Here is a 24,835-nt window from a genome sequence, read left to right on the forward strand (position 1 = left end):
CGATACCGAAGGGGTTGGCCATGCACCTGCAGGTCGGAGCCGCGAGTCGACACGGCTATTTCGATGTCCCGAGAACGTCCAGAGAGATAATGTGGCCCTGGGGACACCTCGGCGTCGCGTACTTGCTGTACAGTATCTACACGCATCGCCGATTCGACCGCCCGCCGAGTGCGTTGCCGGCGATCGCGCTCGCGATCGGCTCGCAGTTTCCGGACCTCGTCGACAAACCCCTGGCGTGGACGTTCGACGTGCTTCCCGGGGGGCGAACGCTCGGTCACTCGATCTTCTTCGCGATCGCGCTCGTCTCCGTCGTCTACGCGCTCGCGATTCGGTTCGACCGTCTCGAGGTCGGGACGGCGTTCGTCATCGGTCACGTTTCGCACGTCATCACCGATATCCCGCCATCGGTGCTCGGGGGCGACTTCTCGGGGACCGAGTACCTCCTCTGGCCCGTGGTCGAACAGCCGCCGGAGGAACCCGTCGGCGGTATCCTCGACGCCATCCTTACCTACTACGCGCTCGGCCCGTACGAAATCGTCCAGTTTGGCCTGTTCGCCGCCGCCGCGATCGTCTGGTACCGCGACGGCATGCCCGGGCTGGGGTACGTCCGATCGCTCCTCGCTCGAGGCCGGGGGACTAAAGCGGAGTCGTAGTCGCTATGTGAAGTGCCCCGAGGCTTGTCCTCGAGGTACTCCCGCTATATCTCTGCAGATCGCCTCGCCACTCGAGTCCATCCCGGCTTGGCGGAAAAAAGACGTTCTCGAGGAACTCGAGGAGGGTGCCCAGAGTACCGCGAGACGGTTTCGCCGCTGTCGAACCGCTGGTGCTATCCCCGCGGTGACCCACGTTCCGGATATGCGCCAGTTTGTACTCATCGGGCACGACGTCCCGACGGAACCGAACTTCTCCCTCGACGACCTCGCGGGCGGAGCGGGGAGACTCGACGCGCTCTGTCGCTCGATCACCGCATCGTTCGTGACCTCCCACGGCATTCGAGAGGACGTTCGCGTCCACCTCGTGATTCAGGACGAACTCGCGATCACCTTCAACGGGAGCGAACTGCGGAATCTCCACCCCGACGAGCGTTCGACCGCCGCGCTCGTTCGGACGGCCCTCGAGCACCGCGAGGAGGCCATCGGCGCGCTTCCGGCAGAGCCGAGCCCCGGCGTCGAACTCTACCGACGCGGATTCGAAGCCACGCTCGAGGCGGTCGCGGAGGACGGTACGGTCGTCCAGCTTCACGAGGGCGGCGAGGCGGTCGTCGACGCGTCGGTGCCGACAGATTCCGTCTTCGTCCTCTCGGATCACCGCGATTTCACGGCGGACGAACAGGAACTCCTCGAGGAGCACGCCGATCGGCGGCTTCGGCTCGGCCCGAAGCGCCTCCACGCGGACCAGGCGATTACCATCGCTCATCACGTTCTCGACACCGACGGCTACGAGCGGTTCTGAGCACCGACGGCTACGAGCGGTTCTGTGCGACCAGCCAGTTTCGAGGCGAAGCACAAGCGACTAAACCCCGCCGCGACATTCTCCGGTCGAACGCCGAATGTCCGAACAGAAACGTCTCGTCGTCGTCTGTGGACTGCCCGGGACGGGAAAAACGACAGTCGCACGAGATCTCACCGAACGCACCGGAGGCACCCTGATGCGAACCGACGTCGTCCGAAAAGACCTGTTTCCAGAGCCGGAGTACACCGACGAGGAGGTTCAGGCTACGTACGACGAACTGTTCGACCGGACGCGATCGGCACTCGAGCAAGACGGTATTGCGGTCCTCGATGGAACCTTCCGCCGGGAATCGCTCCGCGACCGGGCGCGTCGCGTGGCCCGCAAAACGGATGCGACGTTCGATCTCGTCCGCGTTACGTGTAGCGAAAAGGTCGTTCGCGAGCGGATCAACGAGCGTGAAAACGACGAGAGCGATGCCGACTTTTCAGTCCACAAACTGCTCCAATCGGAGTTCGAGCCGCCGACGATCGCTCACCAGACGGTCGATAACTCCGGCTCAGTTGCGGAAACGAGACAACAAATCGCCGAGCTGTGGTGAAGCGCTGACGGGATGGGGAAACTGATCGCACTGTTATCGACTTCCGCGGCCTCTCGAGACGTGATCCGATCCAGTAACCGTTAACCCTCTCGGCGTACTCGAATCGAATGCGGGCCGGTGGGGTAGCTTGGTATCCTTCGGCCTTCGGGTGGCCGTAACCGCAGTTCGAATCTGCGCCGGCCCATCTTACTCCACCCGTGGTTTGCCGCCGAGTGTAATCGCTATGCGGCGACGGTTTCGGCGGAGCGTTTGCGCTCCCGCGGGGGTTGAACTGAACTGCATCGCAACCACGGGTTCCCATTGTCATGCGATTCCTCCTGGAGCCGAATAGTCGTCCCGCGCGAACCGAAAAAAAACCTCTGACCAGCCCTCCTATCCGCGCGCACTGACACACAATAGAGATCACTATCCCTCACACGAAGAACCGCTAATGTCTACTACCAATCTGCGCCAAGTTATTGGTCTACGCCAGTTTGCAGGCCTCCTACTCACAGTGACCATGCTCATAATCAGTTACCTCGGACACATCGATGCACTCACCGCACCGCCAGTCGTATTTGCAGCCCTGCTTATCACAACCTCAACCCTGTCTTTTCAGGCGGCGAAACACAGCCACCACTAACTATTGTCAGTTGGCCCGCAACGAGGATGTACCTAAGTACGTTACTGGGCGACCTAGCCGAGAACCTTTATAACGTTCCTCTCAAAATAGGAAGTATTAGCAGTGTCCCAACTCGAGCCAATTGACCGTGAGGTTGTTCGATTTTCGAGTGATAGCCAGTTACTGTCTGAACTCGGAGAACGGTTGATAGCCTCGCGTAAAGTGGCGCTTGCCGAACTCATTAAGAATGCGTATGATGCAGATGCAACAAAGTGCAATATTTGGCTAACTGATAGTGGTGAAACCCTTGTTGTGAAGGATGATGGTCATGGAATGACTGAACAAGAATTCCGTGACCACTGGATGACGATCGCTACATCTAACAGAAGTGAAAACCCCACGAGTCGGAGGTACAATCGTGAGGTCACGGGCTCTAAAGGCGTTGGTCGATTCGCAGTTCGTAACTTAGGGTTGGAACTGAAGTTAGAATCGGTCGCATACGACCCTGAAGCTGACGAACATCGTCGATTAGTAGCGAACTTCGATTGGCGTGAATTCGAAAGCGGTTCTGGGCTCAGCGAAATGGAGATTGAGTACCGACTGTTTGATGATGTTGATGAATCAGATGAAGGAACCTGTCTTCAAATTTCTGCACTGCGAGACGACTGGTCTCAATCAGAACTTGAACAGGTTTCTGATGGCGTCTTAGATATAGTGTCTGCCCCGTATGAGCCAGAACCATCAAATGTGGCTCCAGAATCTGAAGAAGATCCAGGTTTTTCAGTGTATTTCTCACCTCCTGGTGAGGAAGATGTCACTGAGAGCCCAGCAAAAGAAATTTACGATCGATGGACTGCTCTCGCCGAAATTAACCTCGATGGGAGAACTGTCACCTATCAATATAACCATGATTCCGAGTCATTCGGCGGGCCATCTGAATATACCTATGAGCTGGAAAAGAATCATATTGGTGAGTTAGAAGGAGAAGTGCGGTTTTTCGATAAATCTTCAGGCCAATTCAGAGGGATGGAAACAATAGATGGCCGTCAGGTTCGAACATGGCTTAATGAGAATGGAGGTGTGCGAGTGATGGACAAAGGATTCCGCATGCCTCCGTATGGTGACAAAGGGAATGACTGGTTGAATCTCTCTGAGTCACACGCTCGGCGTGTACGTGATTGGCGCTCCCCTATCACCGAGGCACTGTTTCCGGGAGATGAATTGAGCATCGACATGCGTCGTGCACAACTGGGGCTACCGCGGAAAAGCCAGGTTTTGGGCGCTGTAGAGGTTTCAAGCTATCGACCTGGCGAAGAGTCTGAAGAGGATGAAACCGATCGATTAGTTCCGGCAATGGATCGTCAAGGATTCATTCAGAACGAAGCCTTCTATCAACTCCAAGATATTGTGCGTGGTGCGCTCGAAGGCATTGCGATTATTCACAAGCAGGCTGAACGAAGGGAAAAAATCGAAAAGGCAAATCGGAGCCGATCAAAGCTTGATAAGGTAGCTACGTCGACGGTAAATAAAATTGAGACTTCATCAGGCGTTGATTCTTCAGAGAAAGATGAGTTGGTTGGAGAGGTGAGGGAGCTGAAGAGGCAAGCTGAGGAGTCGGTGGAAGCTGAGCGAGAGGCACGAAAAGCTGTTGAGTCGATGAATTTGTTGGGTGCTGTGTCCGCCTTCATGAGCCATGAGTCATCGAAGATCTTAGACAACGCTCAAAAGCTAGTTCGACACTGGAAGTCGATACCAGTGGAAGAGCGGGACGAGAAGACACAGGAGGTGCTTGAGAAGACAGAGTCTACAATTAATGATTATAAAAAACACTTGGGGTATGCTGAGAACTTTATGAAGGGCTTGTCTGAGGGTGATGAGACTCAGGAGATCAATCCGAAAATGCAGGTCAAACATGTTGTGAACCGGTTCGAGTCCTACACTATACGGCGCTCTATTACAGTTGAAAACAAAATTGATTTTGAATTAGATGGGCCTACAATGAACATCGCTGTGTATTCTGGGGTAGTGACAAACCTGTTCACGAATGCAATTAAGGCGGTTTCTGAGGAGGCTGCTCCGGAGGAGGGGAATAAGATCCGATTCGAGGCGGAGAATACCGGTGAATACCATAAATTGCGGGTCATCGACAATGGAAGTGGAATTGATGAAGAGGAGGAAGATGAAATCTTTGACCCACTGTACTCGACAACTAATGTAGAAGGCCCTGGAAGTATTGGCGCTGGCCTTGGATTGTATATTGTAAAGAACGTAGTGGAAACACAAGGTGGAGAAATTGAGTTGGTGGAACCACCAGAACCATATGAGACGGCGTTCGAAGTACGATATCCAATATGACATTTGAGACGGAGAGCGTTATTTTATTTGAAGACAGACCAAGCCGTGCCCGGGAATTCCAGGACGCTTGGGAGGAGGAGATGACTAACGAAGATCTGAATCTGGAAAAGTTTGAGCCAGATTCAGAGTTTGAGTCCTTTGACGTGATCGAACCATTGAGAGAAACATTAGCTGATCCAGAATTTCCACTCTTAGTAATCCTGGATGAAGATTTAACCGAGGATACAGACCATGGTGTTCGGCAGCAAGATGTCCGTGAAGTATGTGACGAGGAGAACATCCCGTTGTGTATCTATCACCGAGAGCGTGATGAAGAGGATGAGACGAAACGACGCATCGAAGAGTATGAAGAGGACGTTATCAAGCTTGACCCGAGTCGTGATTTCGAGCGGTTAGCGACAGATGCAGCTAATATTGCGCGAGCATTTCGAGAAATTCGGACGAAGTACCTCTCACTAAAAGGTGCTGAAGAGCAACATCCAATTGCTGAGATCTTGTGTGCGGATCAAGCAGTTAGGTCGCAGATGGATCAATACAAGTGGGGGAATCCGAGAACAATAGTTGGACAGATTGACGGGATGTCCGAAGCTGAGAAAGACCGTCAATTCACCACGTTGCTCGGATATTGGATTTATAATGAGCTCCTGGAGTTCCCCGGTGGCTTATTGAATGCGGTCGCCACAGCTGCTTATCTCAACGTGGATCATGAAGCATTTAAGAAAGACGAGCAGTATCAGGAGCCATTTAGCGACGCATTGTATGAGGGCCCATTTTCAGAGATGGATCAATGGTGGTGGAAGCCACAGGTAGATCAAATTCGGGCAAACCACATGACTGCTGAAGATAGTGGAATTCCAGATGGGCCGGAATTATTTGAGCACCTTGGCTGTGACCCAATTAACACCTCTAGATGTCACGATGAGGAAATGGGTGGTGATCATGAAGCAAGGTATTACGGAGTGATGATTCAGAAACCAGTATGTAAGGATCATTCAAAAGATGGTGGGGGATGGTTGCCAATGGGGGCTACTCGATCGCGGATAAGTGTGGCGAAGCATGCGGAGTATAACCCGTGGATGCAGTAGGTTACAATGACTGACGGAGAATTTGAATTCAAGCAGTTAGGTGGAGAACACCAAGGAAAGGTATTCTCTAAATTCAATAGCTTTTGTAACCAACTGAAGAACGTTTTGAACGTCTCTGTGAGTAATGATTCTGATTTCTTAACAGATATTAACAGGAGTGAGGAAGGGTTAGAAGTAGAGAGTCCACCAGGGGCGATGTTCCAATTTACAGGTATTCCATATCCTTCTGATGATGGCGTAGATGGTCAAAAATTGCATATTGGTGCCGTATTTGAACAAACTATCATTGGGCGAGAAACTGATGAAGGGATCGTTTACGAGACTTCCAAATCCACAATGAGGGTTGTCTATTTGAAGGTGTTAGGGGGGCGGAACCCGAGTACAGGAATATTCCCTGCCGAAATAAAGAACGGATATCATTTCGATTTTGAATTTCCACCCGACGATGGCCATCCGATATTCCATGTGCAGTACGACCCAGAATCAATCGATTTAGAGGTTCTGGAGCAACAATATGCCATTCAGAATGAGGAGGTAGTTGATCTCGAGGTTCTAGATGCGCCTAGGGTACCGAGTGCGCCAGTGGATGTCGCTGGCCTCACATATATGTTAACGAAAGAGCTTCCAGAAGAGGTCGAATGGCCTGGTAAATTGACTGGTGAATTGGAGAAACTACCAAAGTATCCGAATGAATGTTATGAACCTGATCCTCAAAACAATCAGTGCATGTTACCAGAATGGTGGTATGTCCATGCAAGTGAGGATAGTGATCTTTCTGGAGAAACGGTAACCTCACGGACTATGGATAGCTTCTCAAACAGCACTTAATGGAAGTGCTGGTTGAGGTATCGACAGTTGCACGTGGCGGAGGAACCGGAGTTCTGGGGTGAACCGGAGGGGAGTGTGATTCCCCGGCATTCTGTAGACTATATCGTTCCTGAGAACCACATCGAGTTGGATAAGCTGCTCACCTACTTGAATTCCGAGAAAGCGAAGGAATGGATCGAAGCGCATGCGTAGAAGGCCTATACTGATCACATTCGGATTCAATCGGAAGTGATCGAAGACTTGCCGGTGCCGGAGGAGCTCGCAGAAACTATTCAGACGTCCCTAGTGTGATGACTGGAGAATTTGATGTTGGTGATTGGGTTCAGATCGATATTTCTGATGAGACTGATCCGGATTTTGAACGCCTGCATAGGCAGCGAGGTACTGTTCTAGACACGTTGGTGGACAATACGGGTGCTTCGACTGGAAATCCGCGTAATAGTACTCTGTATCGCATCGCGCTAGCCGAGGGGGACAAGACGGTCAATGTGCAGTGGCAGGACTTGAGACCGGTGTGATGATTGTTTGTAGTCAGAATGTGGTTTACTCACAACGAGAGGTGTGATTGTACGCTACTGGTCTATCTGTTACGGCTCATTCGTGTCTTTCTTGGAAGAACTATTTCCGGTGGATTTCGTAAACCCATTCATCACCAGGGCCAGATGTGTGAGTGTGCTGGCCCACTTTGTCACACTCTGTCATAGTGCGCTCCAATCATCAACGTCTTAGTCACGTCGACAATTACTAATCGGTACCCGTCGCTGGTGAATAACTATAAAAGGCCCGTGTACTTCAAATTCACATATATAACCAAATGTCTGAGGAACCGCCACTAAAAGATGCTATTTCGCAGGGAGGTAACGCAATCTATGAACAATTCGACGCAGTTGACAGTGAGATTCTGGCCCGTCTTGACGACTGGACATCATATCACGGCCTCGATCGCACGAAAAATCCCCTCCTGACCGTCGCACACCAAGCCGCATTCAACGTTCTCTTAAAAAGCGCCCTCTACTCACACCATCGGCTCGATGGATACGAGCTAACCAGTCTCAATGCAGACACGGACATTCGTGAGTGCTTTGCTGAGGCGAAATCCACCATCGGCAGTAACGCGTTCGAGGAGTGCATCCTCGACGAAGTGGCGTTCACCGCTGATTCAAACACGCTGCAAAAAATAATTGAACCAAGACACCTTCTCGTCAACGCAGACGATCCTGCCGAGACAATAGGGTGGTTGTTCGAGTCCATCATACTACAGGACTCCCGGCGGAAACTCGGCCAGTTCCGTACGCCAGACCACGTTGCCGAAGTGCTAGCCGACTGGGCAATCACCAGCGCCGACGACACAGTATTAGACCCTGGCATGGGTGCAGGAGCACTGACAGCAAAAGCTTACAAACGGAAACAAGATCACCGGGGTAAAAGCAGCGTTCGAGAAATGCACGGTGTGGATGTCAACCCACTTGCAGTGGTGATGTCCACTACCGCGATTAAGCTCATCAATGGGGATGGAACCCCGAATTTCTACCATCGCGACTTTCTCGAAATTGATCTACCGGAATCAAAAGAGCATATCGACCCATCGACTACATCTATCTCCGAGAAAGTAGACGCGATTGTCTCTAACCCGCCCTACTCCCGACATCACGAACTGAGCCAGGAGGACAAGGCATGGATCAAAAAGAAAGTACAAGAGGAAGCAGGGGGCCTCTCGCTATCTGGACGGTCACCTATGTTTCTCTACTTCTACATTCACGCGACGCAATTCCTGAAGCAGGGAGGACGGATGGCATTCCTCACGCCGTCAGAATTCCTCGAAACAAACTACGGCACCCCCCTCAAAGAATATCTTCTGAACAATTTCAACATAAACGCTGTCATCCTCCACGACCACGACTCACTTACATTCGAGGATGTCAAGACCACCTCGTGTATTGTCCTGCTCGAACGTGACAACAATCCTAGTTCTGAGACTCATACTCGCTTCGTTGAGCTCAACGAGTGGCCGGACGCAGATGACCTTCTGGATGTGATTAGCACAGGTACCACGGACTGTGACTTTGGCAGCGTCTGGGTTACCGAACAGGGTCAACTTGAGCCAGAGGAGAAATGGACGAAGTACTTTGACCCAGATCCAGTCACACGCTTCCCCGATCTCAAACCACTCCGTGATGTCGGCAGACTGAAACGCGGGATCGCTACCGGCGATAACGACTACTTCTGCCTGACCGATGAACAGGTCGAAGAATGGGACATCGAGGATCAATATCTCTCACCGCTAATTCGCAATTCCACCAGTGTGGAACACTACGATTGCATAGACGATGATTTCGAAGAGTGGGGTGAGGTGAACAAAGAAAGATGGCTGCTGTACCACGTTGATGGTGAAACGAGTTCGCTGGGAAGCAAAGGCGTGCGTGAGTATCTGAAACACGGTCTCGAACAGGGCGCAAACGAAAGCTATCTTGCCCAATCGAGAGCAGTCTGGTACCGAGTAGATCGGCGTAAACCCGCAGATGTTTGGGCAACATACATGACCCAGAATGGGTTCCGATTCATCCACAACAAAATCGACGCGCGGAACCTGAATAACCTCCATAGTGTCTATTTTGACGATTACTCCGACCGGCAAGTGCGTGCCATTTGTGCGTATCTAAACAGCAATGTCGTTGACCAAATCGTGGCGCAAAGTGGCCGTACGTACGCTCAGGGCTTGCAGAAAATCGAACCGAATGAACTGAAGGAAGTTCCAGTCATTGACCCGGACAAGCTAACCAGCGGACAGGTGTCTCGATTAGCTGAGTTGTTCGATCGGCTGTGTATAGCCGCTCGAGCCGACGACGAAGACGAAGACGAGGTGAGAACCGTAATAGACGGGTATCTGAGTAAGATATTGAACAGTCACCAAGAAGAAGCCTCGCGTCTACAGCCGTCTGTGGAAAGGATTCAATAAGCAACGTATCGACTGTCCACACAAATGTCTCTTCGTGACTATGAATGGGATGGCTACTATCCCGGCAGTGCCGACCACCTCCGGGAGTTCTTCATCCCTGCCCTCCGACGAAGCACAACCTACGATCGCATAACAGGCGACTTCTCCTCATCGGTAATATCGATTTTCTCAGAAGGGCTGAAGCAGTTCATCGACAACGGAGGGAAGATTCGACTAATTACGGGTATAGAACTATTCCCGTCCGATATCGAAGCGATTGAACGCGGCAAGACGGACGATGTGTTGGTTGACAAGATTGACTGGGAGGAAGTCGAAGACGGCAGCTCTGAAGAGGTATTGGAAGCGTTAGCGTGGTTGATTGCCAACGATATCCTGGATATCAAGGTTGGGGCGATTGTCGATGAGAAGCAACGCCCTCGAAGCAGCGACTATGGCCAGTGGCACCAAAAAGTCGCGATTTTCTCTGACGTCAATGCGAGCATCTCAGTTGTTGGCTCACCAAACGAATCGTTCAAAGCTCTCCAGCGAAACCGCGAGTCTCTCGACTTGAACAGAAGCTGGGTCACACATCCAACTGAGGACTGGGACGAAGCTACCAAGGTCGAAAGCCACCAGAACGAGTTCGAGTCCCTCTGGGACGATCGCGCCGACGGTGCTCGAGTATTCAACTTCCCTGAGGCTGTCGAGTCTGACATTCTGGAGTATAAACCCAGGTACGAACCGGACTGGGACGAAGTTACGAACGTAGCACAGGAACAGGAGGATGGCCCATCACCACGTCCGTACCAACAAGATGCAATCGACCTGTTCCTCGAAAACGACTACCGAATCCTATTGGAACATGCAACCGGCACCGGGAAGACCTGGACATCCCTGTTTTCTGCTTCCGAGGTCGCCACTGATGACTCTGTCATCGTGATACTCGCACCGACAACGGATTTAGTCAAACAATGGGCTTCATCCGACAACGTAGGGCAGTTCTTCCCGAACTCGGTTGTGATTGAGTGTACCGGAGATGAGGACTGGTCGAAGGATCTCTACGACATGCTGCTTACCGACCGGGATGCACCGTTGGTTGTTGTCTCGACAATGTTCCCGGGCACAATGTCAAAAATATTTGAGATGGTCAACACTCGAACTCGCTCTTCAGACCAGATTCTCATCGCCGACGAAGTACACAATGTTGGGTCTGAGCGCCGGAGAGAAGCACTTGACCAATTCCAACCGACCGGTGGCCGAATTGGACTGAGTGCGACACCAGAACGTGGTGATGACGGAGACGAATTCATCGAACGATATTTCGGCGATGTCGTCGATACTATCACGCTCGAGGACGCCATTGAACACTACGGCGTACTCAGCGAGTACGAATATCATGTCCACACTGTCACGCTAAACTCGGTCGAACGTGAGGAGTACAACGAACTTTCGAAGGATATCGCCCAGAAGTACCAGCGCTATCGAAGTTCTGAGAACGATCCCATTACTGAGGTTGCCGATCGAAACCCACCGCTGCGCGGTGCGATCATGGAGCGAGCGCGCGTATTGAAAGAGTGCCAGGCGAAAGACGTGGTGACAGCTGATGTAATCGGAGGGTTAGGGGAGAAGACATTGGTGTTCTGTAATACGAGAGACCATGCTCGCCGGGTGAAATCAGTTATCGACGAATCCTCGGCACGTAACATCGGGTTGTTCTTTGGGTCGCTCTCTTCAGATGAGCGAGACGGCTTCATGTCCGACTTTGAAGATGGGTTCCTTGACACTCTAGTCTCCATCGACGTACTAAACGAGGGTATCGACGTCCCGGAATGTGACTCAGCGGTATTGGTAGCAAACTCCATGTCGGAGCGCGAGGCTGTTCAGCGCCGGGGGCGAGTGTTACGCAAAGCAGAGGAGGAAACTCGCGCCCAAATACACGACTTTATTACATTACCTGTGGCCCAAGAGGAAATCGCATTCCAATACGCCGATTTATCCACTGCTGAAGTCAACCTGATTAAGAAGGAGCTACTGCGTGTTGAGCGAATGAACGAGGCCGCGTGGAATCGGGAACAAAATGACCTAGATATTATAAGACTCCGGAATCAGGTTGCAGTATACGAATGACTCTCGACAGAGACTTGCGAGAAATAGTTCAGGATGAAATAGACGATCCTCACGAACGCGAGTTGGTTACGAAGATCCTCGAGTGGGAGAACCCACGTGTACACCATGGCACCCGTCAGGACAAAAAGCGTCATATGGACAACTTCATTAACGAATATCTGAACGACCGAGACTAACATACATGAAATTTGAGCGAGTTAAACTGCGGAACTTCCGCCCATACCGAGACGTCAAAGTCGATTTCACCATCTCTGACGGTCAAATCCATATCATTGAAGGCCCGCAGGGGGCGGGGAAAACAAGCTTCCACAAAGCAATCCAATGGGGACTATATGGTGATTCCGAGTACGACAATTTCCGCCAAAATTGGAACGCAACCGCCCGAGAGGAAGACGAGAGGGAGATGTTCGTCGAAATCAAGTTTACCGAAGACAACATTGACCACCTCCTACGACGTGAGATATCCTCGTTCAACCCTGACCTCGAACGTGCCTACGAAGACCTCAAGCTAGTCATAGACGGCGAAAACAGATACGAGGGAGAACGCGCACAAGACGAAATCAACGAGTTGCTTCCCGAGCAGCTGAAGGAGTTCTTCTTCCTTGACGGCGAGCGTATTCGAAAACTTATCGATGACGAAACTGGTCGAAAGGTCAAGGAAGACATTGAGACCATCCTCAAACACCAGTCCATTATCCACGCCAAGGAAGACCTCGACTACGTCATCGACAACAAGTACGACCCAGAACTGGAACGAGCACGCGAGGAGAAGAGCGAGCGGGAGGAACTCAACCAGGAATACAAGCAAATTCGCGACGAGATCGCAGAGTTGGAAAAAGAACGGGATGAGCTGCGTGACGAACGTGGAAACAAGAAACGAACACTCGAGGACACGCGCGAGGAATTAGAGAAGTACGACGACGAACTCGCCGAGCAACTCCAGTCTCGGGAAGACAACATTGCGGAACTGAAGGCCTCGAAAACCAGCGAGCTTGATGACCTCCGTGATGCGTGGACTCAACTCCCGTATGCTATCTTGGAAGACACGATCGATGACATCGTCGACGACTTGCAGGAGCGTGCCGATGACCTGACCGAACTCCGGTCGTCGGTGCATAAGCAAGAAATAGTAGAAGAGCTTCAGCAAGAAGCTCTAGACGGTCGGTGCCCCATTTGTGGCGAGGAACACGTAGAGGTCGTCCCCGAGGTACACGCAAACGGCGGAGAAGACGTTGAATCGGAAGCTTCGCTTACTGACCAAATTCATTCACTACGTCAACGGATCAACACCCTAAACAGCGCATCTCCTCCGGATCGCATCCCGGGGGAAGTGATGGGCGAAATTCAGCGCCTCCGGAACGAGATCCGAAAGGAGGAGGGTAAACGCCAAGAACTGATGGAGGAGTTTGGCGGGCGCCCTACCGATGCCGAAGGCCAAAAGCAGCGCTACAAGGAGAATATCAACCGGTTAGAGTCACGTCTCGACGAGATTCAGGACGAACTCGATAAGAAGGCAGAGAAAATCAAAGATTTACAGAGCGAGCGTGACCGCATTCAAAGGGAGAAACAAAAGAAATCGGGCCAGAAGACCATCGACGACACTATCGAAAAAATCGAAGCCGCGGAACAAGCCATCGACCATTTAGATGGCATTCGTGAGGCTCACATCGAACAAAAGCGGGAGGCTATCAAGCGGAAGATGGACGAGGTGTTCAAGCAGGTTAGCCAGTCCGAGTTTATTAAGGGTCGCTACAAGGGCATTGATTTCGCCGGTGATGCCGAGGACGATGACTCATTCGTTCTGGAGCTGGTGAAAAATAATGGTTCGAAGAAGGCGATGAACGACCATCCGCCGTCGGCAGGTGAAACGCAGCTGACGGCGCTGTCGTTCATCTTCGGTCTTAACGAGTACGCCAAGTACTCCACGACGATTGTATTCGACACCGTGGCTGGCCGGCTAGACCTCGACAACAGTCGTGCGCAGGGGCAGTTCTTCACGACGCTTGAAGAGCCGATTGTGCTGTTGGTAACCGACGCTGAACTCCAGCAGCTTGAGCAGTCAATTAAGGGTTATACCGGTGTGCATTACGTAATTAAACCGGACAAGAACATGGATTCGACAATGGAGTTGGTCGATCAATGAGCTTCGATGCCATCGAAGGCGGCGCCACCATCCACGCTGACAGCGAAAAGCTCACCAAAATCAAGAAGCACGTCAATGAGGAATTCCGAAACGAAGACGAAAACGACCTTGCTGTCAGTCGTGTTGTCGATTTAGCTGTTGCTGTGGGTCTTGAGGAGAACAACAGAAGTGAACACAGCTTGGATGGTGCCGACCGAACAAGTATCGGTTCTCTCGATCCCCAGGGTGTATTGAAAACGCTCATCGAAATTAGGCACCCCGAGAAGTCCGGTGAGGAACTCGTGACGCTCCTGCGGGAGTATTATGCTGGTGGTGTCGATATCATCGCCAACGACATCGATAACAACGATTACTTCGATTACGAGAGATACCTCTAATTCTCTCGGTGGTTCTTTCAGTTTATCTAGATATATGAATTGGCTTGATGTTGGTGACGAAGTGCGGGTTGACATCCCGGACAAAGATGACCCTGATTTTGAGCGTCTCCATGGGCGTCATGGGACAGTGGTTGAGGTATTAGAAGATGATGCTGGTTTTGTTACTGGTGATCCGCGTGATAGTCTACTGTATCGCATCGAGTTAACCAAGGGAGATGAGGCGGTCGATGTGCGATGGCGAGATCTGAGACCGTTGTGACTGTGATGTGTGACTGCGCCCTGTGACTGTGATGTGTGACTGTGCCCTGTGACTTCTATCCATCACATATCCAAGTGGAAATTTATTTAGTGTTGGTTGGGTATGCTGTCAGTGTGCACTTGGCAATCTGGAATCGAACTGAAGACAGTTGGATTGGTTGGAAGAACGTGCCTGAGAAAGATATCAAGGGGCTGGTTGATTACCGACTTTATGACGATAGTGCGAACGCACAGGAGGTTGAGATCCACGTCTGGTCGGGTGAATCTCCGCCGGAGTCTGTGCAGCAGGCTATCGATCGTGGTGAGATTGAGGTTCGTGTTTGATCAGTGAAGGTGGGTGTGGGCCCTGGTGTTGCTGTGTCGCCCATGCGCGATTATAAGATTCGGCTAGCAAAAGAGAGAGGATCAGAAAACCCTACTCTGTGAGAGCGTTAAGAGCGGCTTCAGCACGGGATCGAGCTTCTTGGGCGACGAACGCACGACCTGAGTCGCCAGCTGCGTCTGCTTCGCGCTCGAGCACATCCATTACAGACACGAGTTCCTCGAGTTCGTCGAGTGCGCTGGTAGCGCTAACCGGCCCAGTAGATGCAGTGGCTTTTGCGGTTGTGGATGTGGGCATTGTATCGGGTTCTTCAATCGTTTGTTCTTCGGTGTCTTCTGGGTCTGTTTCGTCGAGGATACCGAGGGCGATGGTACGTTCGCTGATAGCGTCGAGAAGCTCCTGGTTGTCAGAGACGCGTTCGATATCCTCTGTGTCGGCTTTCTCGTACCCTTCTTTTCCGTCGAGAGAATTCAGCACTTGCCGGGCGTACTCTTCGCTGGCACCGGTGATGGTGGCTGCTTCTTTGTTGGTTATCTCGTCGTCTATGTCGAGGACATGGAGTGCAACGAGTCGTTCTTTTTTGTTTCCAGGCAGTTCGTCTTCATCGTCGATGTTGGATTCCGTATCGGTGTTTTCTGCGGACATGGGTATGCTGGTCGCTGGTGTTGGCGCTCTTAGGGGGAGCGTTTAGCGAGTTGTTTGGTCATAAGGGGGTTAAATCTGATTATCCACCCAAACAGCCAACTACTGCTCGAGTTCGAGCGTGTGGGTATGTCCGCACTCGAGGAGAATTGATCCTTCACCGCGAAGAAGGGTGTCGGTGACGTTGTTGGGGTAGGGACAGGGTTAGAGTTTGTCGCAGTAGGCGCAGTATGCCAGTGCAGCCGCGTTCGACCGGCTAGCGCTTGGATGGGTGCGTTGATGAAAGAAGGCGATGAGAGAGGAGATGAGAGGCATTATGAGAGTCCTGCTTCTTCGAAGGCTTCGGTGGTGGTTTCTTGGTCTGCGCCACCGAGATACGGCTTAATCGATTCGTAGTCTTCCCAGCCACCAGCGGACATTACGACTTCGGGATTCATCCCTTTTCGCACCAAGCATGTGTGCGCGTAGTATGCTCGAAGATCGTGGGGACTGAGGCGCACCCATTCTCGACGTCCAGTTTTATCAGCGACGACTTCTCCAATATCTTCGTAGATCTGCTGAATGCGTCGCTTCCCGACACCAACAATCGGTTCGGTCTGTCCGATGCTGTTCGTGCGGATGAACCTGGTGAGAAGGCGTTCGACGTCTGAGGGGAGGTATGCTTCTCGGTATTTTCCGTTCTCGAGTTCTCCAGTGGTGTCTTTTCCTTCTGGAACGGCCAAGAAGTGGGCGTCGAGGGAAGGATCGTCGGCGGCGAGGATGTGGCGAGGTTGTGCGTTCGCGATCTCTCCGACGCGGAGGCCGACTTCTCCTGCAACTCGAAGCATGATTTCAGTTCGGAAGCTGTCGGCGGCGTCGACGAGGTGTTCTCGATACTCGTGTTCGTTCGGGATGAGTCGAAGCTGGTTCTTGAGAGTCTTGATTTGCATGTGAGTGAGTAGCGTGATTGGGGCGTGTTTGCGCCTTGTTTCACCTTTTCTTAAGAAAGAACGAAAAAGGTTGGGGTGTGGGTTAGGATATTGGGTTGATCTCCGGGGGTATTCGCGTATGTGTTTCGTAGTAATAGGACAAGTGCGAAACGGTGGGTTAGAGCGGGTATGTCGAGGGTCGAAAGGTGGGGTTCGAGAGGTGATGTTGGGGTGCATCAGTTGGGTATCGTTATATTGTGAAACCTCGAGTGTGGGGTTCGCCGGTCGAAGACGTCCCAATAACCATGACCGGACTATCCGGACTGTCTCGCGTGTTGTGCTTAAAGGAAGCCACGAATAGGAATTCTCGGGAAGACAGAGAGATATGCCGCCATTCACAACGAGGGGTGTGTCAATATCAGTTGTGGCGATCGGTGAATCGTTCTTTGGCGTGTTTTCCGCACAGGTATTCGTCGGTTTCGGGATCTTGCCACACTGCGTCGTCTCCACAGATTGTGCACGTTCCGTCAACTGCGGTGATGGGGCCGGTATCTCCCATCTCCAGCGATTCTCTCACGATTTTCTCGGCTTCCGTTTCGACTTCTTCGTCGGTCATTTCGGTCATACTGTGGGATTGTCTTGGGAAGGGTAAAAATTGGGCGATGGTTGGATCTAGGGTGGGACGTAGTTTATAAACAGATGGGGCGACATCTGAAATTGATGATGAAGAGAATGTGGTGAGTTTGGGGGTAGGGGTGTCAAGGATCTCGAAGTATTCAGATATGGGACGCACTTTATAAGTGAATGGGACAATTTATGAAACTGATGATGAAGTATATATATAACGGGGTTGGTGGGTGGAGGGTGTCAGGAGTACTAGTCGGTCGGGTATACTTTTTCGAGTTTTCCGGAAGTTTGGATCATGGTTTTGATGGTCGTCTGCCGCTGGTGTTTTCAGGGGCATGTTTGTTCCGTTTGTCGGTGTAGTTGTGCTTGTTTGTATGATTTGGTCGTCTTATATCTATTTTCTTATATTACCCCAGAACGTTTATATTCCTACGTATGCAAAATATACTGTAGGCTGTCCTGATAGGCAAAGAGAGGAGAGGTACGAACCGAAGGCTGCCTTACGTGGCTGTCTCTGGTTGTGCTCTCCCAGATCTAGTTTTAGCGCGTGCGGTGCTGTATCTGTTCGCATCCTGAATACTCCCTGACCCCCTTTCCTACCTTTTAGTCGAGATTTTCTTCATCATCAGTTTGGTTCCCTGTCCCGTTTATTTATATAAGAAGCCCCATCCCGGGATTGGAACTGACTGGTGATGTCCCATGGAACGATCCCGGTTGGATGGGGTTGGGTATATCCAATCTCTTATTAGTCCCCGCTGGGTCGATAGAATCGAATTGTATGTCCCAAGATACGGCCCGTCGGCGGTTATCGACTGATGTCGACGAGATCATCGGGAAGCATGCCGAGCAGAACAACTGCACAAAACGTGAGATGCTGGAGAAGATGGTGCAAGCCTATGACGATCGCGATGATTTAGTATCGATTAATCAGCGCCAGACGGAGAAACTTGATAGACTGTGCGATGCGTTGCTGGGCGACGCAGAGACGGCGAGCACGACTGACACTGTCGAGTCGGACACGGAGAATGAGTCCGAGTCTGGCACAGGATTGAGTGTCGACACGGAGAATCACCCGGACGAACTGTCGGTCGATCACGACGTGGAGCTTGATCCTGCCGAGAGAGATTGGGGCGAGGACGTGGCGCCTCGCGCGGAGCCGCGTGTGGCGGCTGTGCGTGGGTTCTTGAATCGTGAGTTAGTGAACCTAGACAGTATTCCTGAAGAGTTACTTGATGATGCTATCGACGTTCTCGACGTACACGATTCATCTGTTCGACGATACAAATATGAGTACGGTGAGGATCTCGATGTCTGGTATCCGCATCCGTCGGCTGATCCTAATTTCAAGCCGAACCAGATCTATGATCGGGTTATTGAGGCAAAGAAAGACGCTGCGAAACGGAATAAATCGAAAGTCACTGAGAAGTACCCGGATTTGCGTTCATGCTTCCCTCACGCGTCAGAAGGATGGGACGATGGGGATGAGGACTCGCCGGTGGTGGAGAAGGATGTGTTCTTCAGTGATGTCGGCACTCGTGATAGCAAGTTGAGAGAGTTGGTCAGTCGGACAATTGATTACATCGAGACGTATGGATCACAGACAGCTGGCGTGATTTATCTCTCGTATCTGATCCATTTCGCTGATCAGAAGGACATCAGTCTCGAGGCTTGGCGGTCGGCGGTGCGAGAGAATTGGGCCGACCACAAGTATTGGGTCGAGGATTGGTAGAGTCGCAATAGCCGGCTAGTGCGACGGTTACAGTGGCGTCAGGGTGGCGTGACCGATGCAGTACGTCTAGCGTATTCCTGGGCCGCTGGGGAGGCCGCAGTCGGGTTGCTGGCAGGGTGGTGGCCGACGTGTCGTGGTGGGAGGTAGAGGTCGTGCGGGATGGGATCGAGTAGGTCGATATTGGGCGTGACGTTCTCGGTGGCACTAGCCGGTGAGTCGGGCATTGCGGTGGGGATGTCGGCTTGTTATCGGATGGTTTCGCGGTAAGGGGTCGGTGGCTTCGAGGATGGCTTCGGGGGGTCTCGCGGAGGTCGCCAACCGTGTTGATCTTTGGGTGGATACGAGGGCTTTGGCTGTTACGTCACCGATTCCTGTGAGAGATATGACGGGGGTGTCAGTGGCGATCTCGACTGTCGGAGTATCTGCCTCGGACGATGGTCGGGTACTGTCCCTTGGCCATACTGAGCGAATGTTTGCTAGGTCACAGGATCAGTGGACTTGTCGGATTGTGGTGAGGGTTGAAAGAATCGTATAGATTATCGGCCATTCGTTAGTTGATATTGCCCATCTGAGCAATAAGCGGGTACTTTCAAGACTTTGAGGCAGTTTCTTCGGAGATTGCGGACGCGTGTTGCTATCATTTTCTGTTGGGGGCGCCTCTTGGGTGACGAGTGCTGGACAGTACCAAGGAGTTGGTATTGGTTGGAGGGTCGATTGTGAGAGCGGCCAGGGCTGCGTTTACTACCACGCTTTGGCTCTGCTGTTGTGGGTGTCCTTGGTGTGTTCGTCCGTTCTCTAAGTGTGTCTGCTGTCTGATGTTTTGGGTTTGGGTCTCCATTTTGAGGGTCTCGTTTAGCTTTTTCATTATAGGGGTATATCTTCAGATAGCGGAAGATGCGAATTTGAAGGTTTCAGGGCTGTTTTACCCGGTCTCTTCCGTACACATTATGTGTAAGAAATAAGGATATTTGGCATCTCGGGAATGGCCGAAAGAAAACGTGTAAGCTGCTATCAAATTGCGTGTAAAAACATACTAGGTATGTCATGTATTCGCTCTTGATTGTTCGGAAGGTATACAACAGACTTTTATTCACCATGGTGTTGAGTGTATACATATGGCCAATCCATGAGCAAACTCAAAGCCAACGATAGGGTGTCGAAACATACCACTCTCTTCGAGCACGACGACTGCAAAACTGACTGGACGCGACAAAGCATCCTCCAAGACGTACAAGCCGAACAGTATCAGCAGGCACAGAAACGCCTCAAGCGCTGGTACAGCCATTGCTTCGGTATCGACGAAGACGACTGGCAGTTCGTCGAAGCGATGGCGAGTCTCCGGAATCAAAGCAGCCGGATAACTCCTATCACACGCGAGGTGGATGGCGAATATCAGAACGAAACCGGGTTCCTACAAACCCTCATGCAGGGTCACGGAGTAATTCGGGACTACTTTGATGCAGATACTGATGCGCTGTTTGAGGCTGATTTAATTTACTATCCAAGCATCGATGGGCAGGAGCGACAGCGTCTGATCTACAAGCCGTTCTACTGCCTCAGTAGCAACGCGTTGGACTGTATTGATGTGCGCGTTCAAGGGCCGGATATCGGTGACCTGGGCGAGTCTGTAACGCACAGTCTGGGCTGTCGGTTAGTCAGCGAGTATCTGAAGAGGTCGGTGGAGCATCACACAGGCGATAGGGTGACTGTCGAGTACTACGTTGAACATCTGATTGAAGAGCATACTATCGACGTAGTCGTGCGCAAGAATAATCCCGAGACGTCACAGATGGAGATATTCGCTGTTGTAGAGGTTGAGACCGGATTGAATCGGGAAAGCGAGGTGCTTGAGGACTTCACCAAGCTTGGCCACGTTGACTGTTCGAGGAAGTTCTGGATCTCACCGACGCGAAATATCGCTAATCGGTGCCTGAACGTGATTTTGGCACGGGATTGGCTCGATATTGACACCGTACCGGAAGAGTTGCCTCTGTTGACCGGTGAGGGTGTGTTACACAATACTAACCAACGACTCAAGAGCGCGACATTCGAACCGGAGAACGTGAAATGGTCTGAGGTGCCTCACACGCCGGTTACTGATGTCCTGTCCTATCAAGACATGTATGATATGCTCAAGACGCAGTACGACCCGACTCTGTTCGATTTGCCGAGGACGTGACGAGGTTACTATTTTCTGCTGTGGAGGAATTATCGGTGCTATGGTAATTTATTGGTCAGGATGAGCGTTTAGTGATGGTGCTAAGGCGTTAGTAATAGGGTTGATTGTTTTGGCTTGGACAGAACGGTGTCAACTGACGTCTTCTTCGCCTGTACCGAGGCCGCGCGAGATGAGGCAGTCCCGGCATTGGTCACCGATTTGCATGGTTGTATCACAGAAGACACATTTCTCCACTGGCGCGTGATCGCCCGTGATACGGGTGGTGGACAGTTTTGGAAAAGACCATTCACAGTCGTTGCAGGACTGACCGCGGTTAGTCATGTTGCTGGACTCGCAGTTTGGACACTGTACATCGTCTGCGAACTCTTGCGGAGAGATTCCTTGGAGACTGTCAGATTTCATCATTACAAAAACACCTTCTTTACGTAGAGACCGTGGCTGTCACGTCGCATTTTGACTGATCCCATGTCGGTTGCTTGGTGCAGCACTGTACGTGCGGCCCAGTCGTTGATGTGATCGCTGGTTAGGTTGTCAGTAGTGACAATTTCGCACGTTTCGAGTGTTCTGCGGAGGGTATTCCATGCGTCTTCGGTTTCTGTCTGATTCATCTTGCAAATATTAGTATACATCAGATACATAAAAGGGTTTGGCGCCTGCGACAATAACTTGTCCCATGGACAAAGGAATTAAATACACGTGACTCTTACCAATAACCATGCGAGACAGAGGAATACTAACAGAACGAGATCGCGAAATCATCCCCAACGAACCCAACAACCCACGCCGACCCGAAGTCAAAACGAGAGTCAGAAACCGAATCGGCAACCTCGAAGAAGACTTAGCAATCATCGAGGAACACGAACCAGCGTTGACCGACGAACTGCGCGAAGCAGTATGCGAAGGTACCGAGACAGCTTCGATTCAGGACGTGCTGGAGGAAGTTCGAGCATTACGAGAAGATCTTACCAACTGAACACCGTAGCGCAACTCCCGACCGTCGTCTGAAGGTACCGAGTATTACTCGAGACTCTTCTCGACGACCTGATGTGCTTCCCACACCGCTTGCAGCTCTGGGCAGACCGTCACTTCCTTCGACTCCGTAAACTCGATCACACCTGACTTAGCCATCCGTGGAAGGTGCTGCTGAATACAGCTGATGTAGGACGAATTTCTGTCATCGCCAAGTTCAGCGAGGTGATCAGCGATCGTAGCTGCATCTGTTTCAGTACCGCCCATGGTTGCGAGGAATTCAATGATGAGACGTCGCCGCTCATTTTGAAGGAGCGAGTATGCATCGCTGGGAGAGATCGTCTTAGTTGGCCGGTTGGATTTAGTGTTGATACCATTCCGAAGCGTGTTGAGCAGTTGCATCAAGGGCCTCTATGAGCGACTGCTCAAGCCGCTAGTATAAAACTGAAGACCAGGTCTCTTCTGTGTCGAACGGTGTCTCGCCGCCGAGCTGCCCCACCCATCCTCAGTCAAAAAGTAGTGTTCATCCATCTTCGGATGCTCAATCAGGCCGAGATTCGTGAGATTCGAGGCAAACGGACAGTGCTATTTTTGAAAGGTGGTTTTGTACGTGTAAGCGTATTTGTCAGAAGTTAAATTCGTCTTGAAGTTGTCTAGCCCTTTTATACATTCCTGACCCTGGTCTATGCACAGTCTTTGGGTCACTAACCATAGCAGTGACCATTTCTGGCGTCTGCCGTGGATTATCTGTATAGAATGGATTCCGGTCAGCTTCAACTACTGTTTCATACCCCTCTAAACCAATCGCGATACAGCCTACCGGTGTTTTTGAAATCGCGCGGAGCACCGCAGTAGCCCAATTTCGATCTAGTGACTGCTTTGGTATAGCCAAATATACATGCTCGAATACAGGATCGTGATTGTAAGGCTGGGTCAAAAGCGTTAAAGCTTGGCCGATGCCACTGTATATCTTCGATTTTTGATTGGATGAGTCACCAGAGTAACCTTTCACCTCATAGGCATTAACCGACATCGGACATCCTTGTACTTGCTCCCAAACATCAACATCAGGTGAGAAGCGAGCAGAATGGTTCGAGTTCCCAATATTATTGATCTTTTCAACTTCGAAGGCATACTGGGAATGTTGATCTCTTTGTTGTTTCAGGAAACAGGCCAATACGAAACTCACTACTTTCTCATTATTTACTGGGAGTTTGCCAGAGTCCCATTTCTCTCTTAGCTCTCCAATGAATGCCATCTCACATGGGATATGATGAGTAACACCTAATGAATCCCATGTGATCTCTGGTGAATTTTGTGCACCACTTGCTGTTGTGACCTATGAAAGAACAGTACTCACGTTTCGTCGGTTCTGTTGTAACTCTCAACAGCTGATAAGAATGGCGCGCTAAATTTAGAGAGTGCATTCAGCAAACTTCTAAAATTCGACCACCTCGAGATTCCCCGATGGCCTGGAAATCGAATTCCCGACCGCGCCTCGAATGAGGGGTAGCGCTGACCATGATGGGGAGTGGTGTGCGTGGGATACCCAGAGAGATGGCGCATTAGGGGGGGGGTTGAGTGAGGGTGCGGTTAGAGTACGTGGATTGATTGGCTGGTGTTACTCGCTGGGGGAGTGGTGGGCAGTGAATGCGGTGATGGCTTCGTTTAAGTTCACAAACTCGACTGGGTCATTATCGGGAGTTGTTTCACTTGTGGAGTCCTGGATTGTGTTAATTCGTACGAGGTCGTATAGGTCGTTGATGTCTATACTCGATTTATGAGTGGAGCTGTTAGGTCTTTCTTCGATAAGGTATTCGATGTATTCAAGTGTGTAGTAATTTGTGTCCAGTTTAAGTAGTGTGTCTTCAAACGTTTCGGTGTGTGTTCCAGGTTCGTCTCGAGGAAGGTTGCTTACGAGTGTCTGGAAGGTTTTACTGGTCGGTTCTCGATCAGGCGTGTACACTCTAAGTTCATTTTCTGGCGTCCCTCGAATCCACTTGAGGTCTTCTTCGATATCAGCTTCCGGGAGTGAATCGTCGACAGGTAGCACTCTAATGTCTTGAACCGTTAGTGGATCGCCGTTCATCGTGACCGAGTTATTGACCGTTTGAATCCTTCCTTCCAAGTCTTCGTCTTCGATGCGCCTGAGTTCGTATAACTCAATTCCTGCCCCAAGCGCTTGCTCGATTGCGCCTGACTGAAACCCGCTCTTCGATACAACCACACCAATGTTTGCAGTTGAGTTCGCTACATTATTCATGGTTTCCGCGATCACGGATTGATCAACACGATAGCTCCAGAATTTACACTCAATAACGATGAATACACTGTGATGAGTTGCGTTCGTCCATACTGCCACATCTACTTCTTTAGAACCCCCGTGATTCAACGGCAGATCGTATCTTGTCTCCACTCGATCGACGCCCTCACCATCTTCTAATCCAGCCACAATTCTTTCGTAAATTTCACTGTCGACGTCGTCCCATTCGACAGTCTCGTCGTTGGCGTTTGGAGTCATACTAAGCACTTGCAACCCCGGCTGATAATACTTGATACTCTACAAATCAATTATTACAATTGGTTGGTCTTTGTCCACCGAGCAAATTCCGTTTTGCAGCTATGGTAAATGCCAGAATCGACATAGTCACGAGGTTGGCGTGTGATTGGCATATGCTCTGTATTCACCTATGGTGGCTA

Annotated in this window: 20 protein-coding genes and 1 tRNA gene; 15 read left to right on the top strand and 6 right to left on the bottom strand. The window is 51.2% G+C overall.

Going from position 1 to position 24,835, the window contains the following annotated elements; translation table 11 throughout:
* The first annotated feature begins 89 nt into the window (after positions 1-89).
* The 12 genes from QNM96_RS03585 to QNM96_RS22910 all read left to right on the top strand — a co-directional run bounded on the left by QNM96_RS03585 (position 90) and on the right by QNM96_RS22910 (position 14,760).
* Positions 90-653, top strand: a complete 564-nt coding sequence (locus QNM96_RS03585; RefSeq protein WP_283834979.1) for a metal-dependent hydrolase — start codon at positions 90-92, stop codon at positions 651-653.
* Positions 654-855: 202 nt separating this feature from the next.
* Positions 856-1,452, top strand: coding sequence for a tRNA (pseudouridine(54)-N(1))-methyltransferase TrmY (gene trmY, locus QNM96_RS03590; protein ID WP_283834980.1), 597 nt, complete (start codon positions 856-858; stop codon positions 1,450-1,452).
* A gap of 97 nt (positions 1,453-1,549) precedes the next feature.
* The gene (locus QNM96_RS03595; protein WP_283834640.1) at positions 1,550-2,050 is read left to right on the top strand and encodes an AAA family ATPase; all 501 of its coding nucleotides are present in this window, start codon (positions 1,550-1,552) and stop codon (positions 2,048-2,050) included.
* Positions 2,051-2,161: 111 nt separating this feature from the next.
* Positions 2,162-2,234: transfer RNA gene (locus tag QNM96_RS03600), tRNA-Pro, on the top strand.
* 540 nt (positions 2,235-2,774) lie between these two features.
* Positions 2,775-5,006 (top strand): sensor histidine kinase, encoded by a 2,232-nt coding sequence (locus tag QNM96_RS03605; RefSeq protein ID WP_283834641.1) that lies wholly within the window; start codon positions 2,775-2,777, stop codon positions 5,004-5,006.
* Positions 5,003-6,091 (top strand): hypothetical protein, encoded by a 1,089-nt coding sequence (locus tag QNM96_RS03610; RefSeq protein WP_283834642.1) that lies wholly within the window; start codon positions 5,003-5,005, stop codon positions 6,089-6,091. The genes QNM96_RS03605 and QNM96_RS03610 overlap by 4 nt, the downstream gene beginning before the upstream one ends.
* A 6-nt stretch (positions 6,092-6,097) precedes the next feature.
* Positions 6,098-6,919: a hypothetical protein gene (locus QNM96_RS03615; protein ID WP_283834643.1), complete on the top strand. Its 822-nt coding sequence runs from the start codon at positions 6,098-6,100 to the stop codon at positions 6,917-6,919.
* An 814-nt stretch (positions 6,920-7,733) separates the two neighbouring features.
* Positions 7,734-9,875 carry an N-6 DNA methylase gene (locus QNM96_RS03620; protein WP_283834644.1) on the top strand — a complete coding sequence of 714 codons (2,142 nt, stop codon included), beginning with the start codon at positions 7,734-7,736 and terminating at the stop codon, positions 9,873-9,875.
* 24 nt (positions 9,876-9,899) lie between these two features.
* Positions 9,900-11,981: a DEAD/DEAH box helicase family protein gene (locus tag QNM96_RS03625; protein ID WP_283834645.1), complete on the top strand. Its 2,082-nt coding sequence runs from the start codon at positions 9,900-9,902 to the stop codon at positions 11,979-11,981.
* Positions 11,982-12,162: 181 nt separating this feature from the next.
* Entirely contained in the window at positions 12,163-14,124 is a 1,962-nt protein-coding gene (locus tag QNM96_RS03630; RefSeq protein WP_283834646.1) for an AAA family ATPase, read from the top strand.
* Positions 14,121-14,501: a hypothetical protein gene (locus QNM96_RS03635; RefSeq protein ID WP_283834647.1), complete on the top strand. Its 381-nt coding sequence runs from the start codon at positions 14,121-14,123 to the stop codon at positions 14,499-14,501. Before QNM96_RS03630 ends, QNM96_RS03635 begins: the two co-directional genes overlap by 4 nt.
* A 34-nt stretch (positions 14,502-14,535) precedes the next feature.
* On the top strand, positions 14,536-14,760 hold the full coding sequence (locus QNM96_RS22910) for a hypothetical protein (RefSeq protein WP_345782514.1): 225 nt from the start codon (positions 14,536-14,538) through the stop codon (positions 14,758-14,760).
* Positions 14,761-15,174: 414 nt separating this feature from the next.
* Here QNM96_RS22910 and QNM96_RS03640 read toward each other — a convergent pair whose 3' ends face one another.
* From QNM96_RS03640 to QNM96_RS03650, 3 genes are all read right to left on the bottom strand, one after another.
* The gene (locus tag QNM96_RS03640; protein WP_283834648.1) at positions 15,175-15,726 is read right to left on the bottom strand and encodes a hypothetical protein; all 552 of its coding nucleotides are present in this window, start codon (positions 15,724-15,726) and stop codon (positions 15,175-15,177) included.
* Positions 15,727-16,037: 311 nt separating this feature from the next.
* The gene (locus QNM96_RS03645; protein WP_283834649.1) at positions 16,038-16,652 is read right to left on the bottom strand and encodes a site-specific integrase; all 615 of its coding nucleotides are present in this window, start codon (positions 16,650-16,652) and stop codon (positions 16,038-16,040) included.
* A 397-nt stretch (positions 16,653-17,049) separates the two neighbouring features.
* Positions 17,050-17,256, bottom strand: a complete 207-nt coding sequence (locus QNM96_RS03650; protein WP_283834650.1) for a hypothetical protein — start codon at positions 17,254-17,256, stop codon at positions 17,050-17,052.
* A 780-nt stretch (positions 17,257-18,036) separates the two neighbouring features.
* On the opposite strand from QNM96_RS03650, the gene QNM96_RS03655 reads away from it, so the two are divergent.
* From QNM96_RS03655 to QNM96_RS03665, 3 genes are all read left to right on the top strand, one after another.
* Positions 18,037-18,987 carry a hypothetical protein gene (locus tag QNM96_RS03655; protein WP_283834651.1) on the top strand — a complete coding sequence of 317 codons (951 nt, stop codon included), beginning with the start codon at positions 18,037-18,039 and terminating at the stop codon, positions 18,985-18,987.
* Between the two features lie 1,126 nt (positions 18,988-20,113).
* Positions 20,114-21,166, top strand: coding sequence for a hypothetical protein (locus QNM96_RS03660; protein ID WP_283834652.1), 1,053 nt, complete (start codon positions 20,114-20,116; stop codon positions 21,164-21,166).
* 715 nt (positions 21,167-21,881) lie between these two features.
* Positions 21,882-22,139, top strand: coding sequence for a hypothetical protein (locus tag QNM96_RS03665; RefSeq protein ID WP_283834653.1), 258 nt, complete (start codon positions 21,882-21,884; stop codon positions 22,137-22,139).
* 44 nt (positions 22,140-22,183) lie between these two features.
* Here QNM96_RS03665 and QNM96_RS03670 read toward each other — a convergent pair whose 3' ends face one another.
* The 3 genes from QNM96_RS03670 to QNM96_RS03680 form a co-directional block, all read right to left on the bottom strand.
* A complete protein-coding gene (locus tag QNM96_RS03670) occupies positions 22,184-22,537 on the bottom strand; it encodes a hypothetical protein (RefSeq protein WP_283834654.1) in 354 nt (117 codons plus the stop codon).
* Positions 22,538-22,760: 223 nt separating this feature from the next.
* Positions 22,761-23,393 carry a hypothetical protein gene (locus tag QNM96_RS03675; protein WP_283834655.1) on the bottom strand — a complete coding sequence of 211 codons (633 nt, stop codon included), beginning with the start codon at positions 23,391-23,393 and terminating at the stop codon, positions 22,761-22,763.
* Positions 23,394-23,756: 363 nt separating this feature from the next.
* Positions 23,757-24,656 carry a restriction endonuclease gene (locus tag QNM96_RS03680; RefSeq protein WP_283834656.1) on the bottom strand — a complete coding sequence of 300 codons (900 nt, stop codon included), beginning with the start codon at positions 24,654-24,656 and terminating at the stop codon, positions 23,757-23,759.
* Positions 24,657-24,835 lie beyond the last annotated feature (179 nt).

The sequence above is a fragment of the Halostagnicola sp. A-GB9-2 genome (genome assembly GCF_030068615.1).
Taxonomy (GTDB): Archaea; Halobacteriota; Halobacteria; order Halobacteriales; family Natrialbaceae; genus Halostagnicola.